Raw genomic sequence first — 6,603 nt, forward strand, 5'->3', positions numbered from 1 at the left:
TCGTGATTGAAGATATTGCCGTGGCTGAACTCCTGAATGGTCGCATTGATCAGCCACATCTGGCCATCGCGCACCTCGGCAAAGCTTTCGGCGATGCTGGCCTGGCCCTTGCGCAGCGACTTCACCTCGGTGCCGGTCAGCATGATGCCAGCTTCCACCACGTCCTCGATATAATATTCGAAACGCGCGCGCCGGTTCTCGGCAACGGTCTTCACTTTAACGCCAACGGTAGGCTTCGGTCTTGCCATCACACCAAGCCAGCGTGGGCGAGAGCGGCGTCAACCGCAGCCTTGGCAGTATCCGAAGGATCAGCGATCGGCAGGCGCACTTCAACGCCCATGCGGCCAAGCCGGTTGAGCGCATATTTGGTCGGGCCGGGCGAGGCATCGCTGAACAGCGCCGCGTGCAGTGGCTGCAGCCGATCATTGATGGCCAGCGCGCCGGCATAATCGCCACGCTGTGTCGCTTCCTGCATCTGCGCGCACAACTTCGGCGCCACATTGGCCGTCACGGAAATCGCCCCCACCCCGCCCTGCGCGTTGAAGCCCACCGCCATGTCATCATTGCCGGAAAGCTGGATGAAATCAGTGCCGCACGCCAACCGTTGCTGCGCCACTCGGGCGATGTTGCCGGTGGCATCCTTCACGCCGATGATCCGCGGCAGCTTCGCCAGCTCGGCCATCGTCTCCACCGACATGTCGGCGACGCTGCGGCCGGGGATATTGTAGATGATGATCGGCAACGACGTCGCGTCATGCAGCGCGGTAAAATGCGCGATCAGGCCAGCCTGGCTCGGCTTGTTGTAATAGGGCACGACGATCAACGCGGCATCGGCGCCGACTTTTTCCGCATGCGCCAGGTGCGCCAGCGCCGTGCGCGTGTCGTTGCTGCCACAGCCGGCGATCACCGGCACGCGCTTGGCCGCCACCTCCACGCAGGCGGTGATCACGGCATAATGTTCATCATGGGCCAGCGTGGGAGATTCGCCTGTGGTGCCCACCGGCACCAGACCATGGCTGCCTTCGGCGATCTGCCATTCCACATGCGCGGCAAAGCCATCCAGATCCACCGCGCCATTCTTGAACGGGGTGACCAGCGCCGGCATTGATCCTGTGAAGGGACGTCCATTCATTGCCTGTTCCTCTGCCGCACCTTATCACGGGCAGCATGTATAGTGTGCGCAATAGAAGCGGGTGGGCCGCCCTGTCCAGCATATCGGTGGTATTGGCCGCCCCCGTCGCCGCGCAAACGCTCGATGCCGCCACCATCGCGCGCTATCAGGCGCGGCTGGCCGACAATGAAAGCGGGCGCTTCAACCAGCTATCCGCCGCTCCGCTCACCGGTGGCCAAGCCGTGCCGGTGCTGGACGAAGTGGTGACCTGGGACCGGCTGCGGCGCGAGCCCTACAAGGCGAGTTTCAGCGAATATGCCGCCTTCCTGGCCGGGCACACGGATTGGCCGGCATCCACCACCATCCGCCGGCTTGCCGAACGCAGCATTGGCGACGATACGCCGGCCAATGAGATCGTGCGCCATTTTGCGCGCGTGGCTCCGCTCACGGCCGAGGGTAAATGGCGCTACGCCGAAGCACTGCTCGCCAGCGGACAGGCAGGCACGGCCGCCACATGGGCGCGCGACGCCTGGGATTCCGCCGGGCTGGATGACGTGCAGGAAGCCCGGCTGCTGGCGAAATTTGGCGACCGCTTGCGACCCGAAGATCATGCCAGCCGCATGGACCGGCTGTTGTGGGCCGATCGCATCACGCCGGCGGGACGCATGCTGGCCCGTGTCGATACCGATACCCGCCTGTGGGCGCTGGCCCGCATCGCCCTGAAACGGGGTGCACCCGATGTAGCCGCCCGCGTGGCCGTGGTGCCGGATCGCCTGCGCCGTGAAGCCGGGCTGGTGCTCGACGAGGCGCAATGGCTGATCCGCCAGGGCCGCGCTGCCGAGTGCCATACCCTGCTATCCGGGCCGGCAACGCCGCGCGTGGCCGGCGGGCTGCTCAGCATCGGTCTGGAAAGCTGGCTGAAGGCGCGGCTCGATATCGGCCGGGCCTTGTGGCGCGCGGGCAATGTGACAAGCGCCCGCGCCGTGCTGGCCGGGCACGGGTTGGATGCCGCACGCATGGCGGCGCGGCCGGTGGCGGAACGTTCGGCACTGTTGGATGCGGAGTGGCTTGCCGGCTGGATCGCCCTGCGGCGGTTGAACCAGCCGGCGCAAGCGCTCACCCATTTCCGCAATGCCCGCGCCGTGGCGCAGACGCCGATCAGCCAGGCGCGCGGCGATTACTGGGCTGGCCGCGCCGCGGAAGCCGCCGGCCAGCGGGAACAAGCCCGGCAGTATTTCGCCGCCGCAGCCCGCCATCCGGATTATTTCTATGGCCAATTGGCCAGCGAGCGTTTGGGCCAGCCGCTGTCGCTGGACAATCGCCCTCTTCCCGCTCTTGATGCAGTGACCGCCGGCAATTTCTGCGCCGAAGGCCGTGTGCGCGCCGTGTTTGCACTGGCCGACATTGATCGCGGCCGGCAAACCACATTTCTGAAGCAACTCGCCGATACCGCCGAAACCCCGCAGCGTGCCGCGCTGGTGGCAGGGCTGGCCGGGCCGCTCAACCGCCCTGATGCGGGTGTTCACGCCGGCAAGGCCGCACGCGGCACGGCGGAGCTGGCGCTGATTTCCGCCGCCTTCCCGGTGCTGCCGCTGCCCGAAAGCCTGCTGCCGCGCTTCACCATCATCCACGCCATCACACGGCAGGAAAGCCAGTTCGATCGCACCGCACGCTCAAGCGCCAACGCGCTCGGCCTGATGCAACTGGTGCCGGCGACGGCCGCCGAACAGGCCCAGAAGATGGGCCTGCCCGCCAGCCCGGCCAGCCGGTTGACGCAGGACCCGGTGTGGAATGTCACGCTTGGCAGCGGCTTCATCGAGCGGCTGCGGGCGAGTTACGGTGGGTCCGCGCCGCTGGCGGTGGCAGCCTATAATGCCGGGCCGGGGAATGTGCGGCGCTTCATTGCCCAGAACGGCGACCCCAGGAACGGCGACATTCTCGACTGGATCGAGAACATCCCCTTTGCGGAAACCCGCAACTATGTGCAGCGCGTGCTGGAAAATGCCGTGGTCTATGAAACGCTTTATCCCGACCGGGCGGTCACGAAAGGCCCCAACCGGCTGAGCGAGTGGTTGGGCAGGGACAACCCGGGTTAATCCAGCTTCTTCCCCAGCGCCTTCTCCGCAATCTTCACCAATTCCGCATCCGGCTCCGGCCAGCTGAGGTCCACGCCGGCGCCCAGCGCCTCGCAGATCAACTCCAGGCTGCGCACCCTTGCCCATTTCTTGTCATTGGCGGCAACCACGTGCCACGGCGCGGACGGCGGCGAGCATAAACGGAACATGTCCTCATAGGCCTCGACATAGGCCGCCCGCTGAGACCGGTTGTGGTAATCATCCGTGCCGGTTTTCCAGCGTTTCCAAGGGGTCTTGATCCGCTCTTCCAGCCGCTTGTCCTGCTCGGCCTGCGTGGTGTGCAGGAAAATCTTCACCAGCCGCACGCCATCGGCCAGCAGCAATGCCTCGAACTCATTGATTTCCTTGAAGGCATCCCGCCAACGCGGCTCCGGCGTGAAGCCATCGACCCGCTCCACCAGCACCCGGCCGTACCAGGTGCGATCGAACACGGCGATTTCGCGATTGCCGGGCAGGCGCTGCCAGAACCGCCACAGATAATGGCGCGCCGCCTCCTCGCGCGTGGGCGCCGCAATCGACCAGACCTTGCAGAACCGCGGATCGAGCGTCGCGTTCATCCGCGTCACAAGCCCGCCCTTGCCCGACGCATCCCAGCCTTCGATGGCAACGATGCCTTCCAGGCCCTGCATGATATAGGCGGCCTGGATCAGCTCCAGCCGATGCTGCAGGGCTTCAAGCTGCGTTTCATAGTCGCTGCGCGGAAGATCATGATCGACTTCGAAATCGACGAGATTGTGTGGGCTTATGGCCGGCAGGCTGGCAGCCCGCCGGCATGGAGGCAAGCCCTGCTTAGTCGACGATGCGGATATGCAGCTCGCGCAGCTGCTTCAGCGTCGCCGGCGCCGGCGCGTTCATCATCAGGTCTTCGGCCTTCTGCGTCATCGGGAACACGATCACTTCGCGGATGTTGGGTTCATCAGCGATGAGCATCACCATGCGATCCACGCCCGGCGCCGAGCCACCGTGTGGCGGCGCGCCGAACTTGAAGGCGTTGATCATGCCGGAGAAGTTGGCATCCACCTGTTCCTGGGTGTAGCCGGCGATTTCGAACGCCTTGTACATGATGTCCGGGCGATGGTTGCGGATCGCGCCCGACGATAGTTCGACACCGTTGCAGACGATATCGTACTGATACGCCTTGATGGTCAGCGGGTCCTGGGTCTCCAGCGCTTCCAGTTCGCCCTGCGGCATCGAGAACGGGTTGTGGCTGAAGTCGATCTTCTTGGCGTCTTCGTCGTACTCGAACATCGGGAAATCGACGATCCAGCAGAATTTGTAGGCGTTCTGCTCGATCAGGTCCAGTTCCGTGCCGATGCGGGTACGGGCGAGCCCGGCCAGCTTGGCCGCCTGGGCTACCTTGCCGGCAGCGAAGAAACAGCCGTCATCCGGGCCAAGGCCGAGCGCCTCGTACAGCGCCAGCATGCCTTCCTCGCCATGGTTCTTGGCGATGGGGCCGCCGAACTCACCGCCCTTGCGGGTGACATAGCCGAGACCGGCATAGCCTTCGCTGCGCGCCCATTCGTTCATGTCGTCGAAGAACTTGCGGCTCTTTTCGGCCGTGCCGGGCGCCGGAATGGCGCGCACGACGTTGCCGCTATCCACCAATTTGGCGAACAGGCCGAAGCCCGAGCCGACAAAGTGGCTGGAAACGTCGGTGATGACGATCGGGTTGCGCAGGTCGGGCTTGTCGTTGCCATACTTCAGCATCGATTCCGCATAGGGAATACGCGGGAACGCGCCCTTGGTGACCGTCCACGGATCACGGCCGCCGAAGCCGGAGAACTCCTCGAACACGCCGGCCAGCACCGGTTCAATGGCGGCGAACACGTCTTCCTGGGTGACAAAGCTCATTTCGAAATCGAGCTGGTAGAATTCACCCGGGCTGCGATCAGCGCGGGCGTCTTCATCGCGGAAGCACGGCGCGATCTGGAAGTAACGGTCAAACCCGGCCACCATCAGCAGCTGCTTGAACATCTGCGGCGCTTGGGGAAGCGCATAGAATTTCCCTGGATGCACGCGGCTGGGCACCAGATAGTCGCGCGCGCCTTCCGGGCTGCTCGCCGTCAGGATCGGCGTCTGGAATTCCATGAACCCCTGATCGATCATGCGGCGGCGCAGCGACGAAATCACATTGCTGCGCAGCATGATGTTCTGGTGCAAGCGGTCGCGACGCAGATCGAGGAAGCGATACTTCAGGCGGATATCTTCGGGATATTCGGCCTCACCGGCCACCGGCATCGGCAGTTCATCGGCGGTGGACTGGATGGTGATATCCTTGGCGCGCACTTCCACTTCGCCCGTGGGCAGCCGGCTGTTGATGGCGCCGCCTTCGCGCAGCACGACATCACCAACGATGGTGACCACCGATTCCACCCGGATGCGGTCCAGCACCGGGAACGCCGGCGACGACGGGCCGGCGACGATCTGGGTCAGGCCATGGTGATCGCGCAGATCGATGAACAGCACGCCGCCATGATCGCGCTTGCGGTGGACCCAGCCCGACAGTTTGACCGTCTGGCCGGCATCGGCGGCGCGCAGGGCGGCGCAATTGTGGGTGCGATAAACGTGCATTTTTCCGTGTTCCGGCAACTTTGTTTTGAAGGGCGGCTAGCACACGTCATTCACCGCTTTGTCAAGCGGCGAGATTGGAGTAACGGGCCCCATGCTGATCCATCCGCTGGTGACGGACACCGCGACTCTCGAACAACTTTGCGCCCGCTGGGCTACCGCTGATTTCGTCGCGGTGGATACCGAGTTCATGCGCGAGAGCACCTACTACCCCGATCTGTGCCTGGTGCAGGTGGCCTGCCCGAACGAAGCCGCCGCCATCGATCCCAAGAGCCCCGATCTCGATCTGGCGCCGTTGTTGAAGCTGCTGGTGGAAGAACCGGTGTTGAAGGTGTTCCACGCCGGCGGCCAGGATCTGGAAATCATTTACAATCTCACCGGCAAGACCCCGGAGCCGCTGTTTGATACGCAGATCGCCGCCATGGCGCTGGGGCTGGGCGAACAGATTGGTTACACCAACCTGGTGGCGGCCTATGCCAACATCCAGGTGGATAAGGGCGCCCGCTTCACCGATTGGGCCCGCCGGCCATTGAACGATCGCCAGATCGATTATGCCATCGGCGATGTCACTCATCTTGCTCAGCTGTTCCCCCGGATGGTGGACAAATTGCGCCGTACCGGCCGCGGCGAGTGGCTGGACGATGAAATGGCGCGCGCGTCTGATCCCGCCACCTATGCCAATGATCCGGAACGCGCCTGGCTGCGGCTGCGGCTGCCCAGCCGCAAGGCCGATGTGCTGGGCCGGCTGAAGGCGCTGGCGCGCTGGCGCGAACTGGAAGCGCAAGACAA

General features: G+C 64.4%; 6 protein-coding genes. 2 read left to right on the top strand and 4 right to left on the bottom strand.

The genetic code is table 11. The features are described from left to right. Together Q7O19_RS12650 and dapA are read right to left on the bottom strand one after the other, a co-directional pair. Nucleotides 1-248, bottom strand: a 248-nt coding sequence (locus Q7O19_RS12650) for an SsrA-binding protein (protein ID WP_303810859.1), incomplete at its 3' end; no start/stop codon positions are given. Then, entirely contained in the window at nt 248-1,132 is an 885-nt protein-coding gene (gene dapA / locus Q7O19_RS12655) for a 4-hydroxy-tetrahydrodipicolinate synthase (RefSeq protein WP_303810860.1), read from the bottom strand. The genes dapA and Q7O19_RS12650, both read right to left, overlap by 1 nt. 35 nt (nt 1,133-1,167) lie before the next feature. Between dapA and Q7O19_RS12660 the strand changes: the two genes are divergently transcribed. Next, nucleotides 1,168-3,207 carry a lytic transglycosylase domain-containing protein gene (locus tag Q7O19_RS12660; protein ID WP_303810861.1) on the top strand — a complete coding sequence of 680 codons (2,040 nt, stop codon included), beginning with the start codon at nt 1,168-1,170 and terminating at the stop codon, nt 3,205-3,207. On the opposite strand, the gene Q7O19_RS12665 is transcribed toward Q7O19_RS12660, so the two are convergent. Both Q7O19_RS12665 and aspS read right to left on the bottom strand, forming a co-directional pair. After that, entirely contained in the window at nt 3,204-4,028 is an 825-nt protein-coding gene (locus tag Q7O19_RS12665; protein WP_369692479.1) for a polyphosphate kinase 2 family protein, read from the bottom strand. The two genes, Q7O19_RS12660 and Q7O19_RS12665, sit on opposite strands and share 4 nt — an antisense overlap. Before the next feature lie 7 nt (nt 4,029-4,035). Further along, entirely contained in the window at nt 4,036-5,817 is a 1,782-nt protein-coding gene (gene aspS / locus Q7O19_RS12670) for an aspartate--tRNA ligase (RefSeq protein ID WP_303810862.1), read from the bottom strand. 91 nt (nt 5,818-5,908) lie between these two features. On the opposite strand from aspS, the gene Q7O19_RS12675 reads away from it, so the two are divergent. After that, on the top strand, nt 5,909-6,603 hold a 695-nt coding region (locus tag Q7O19_RS12675; protein ID WP_369692480.1), incomplete at its 3' end, for a ribonuclease D.

The sequence above is a fragment of the Sandarakinorhabdus limnophila DSM 17366 genome (assembly GCF_945882885.1).
Lineage (GTDB): Bacteria > Pseudomonadota > Alphaproteobacteria > Sphingomonadales > Sphingomonadaceae > Sandarakinorhabdus > Sandarakinorhabdus limnophila_A.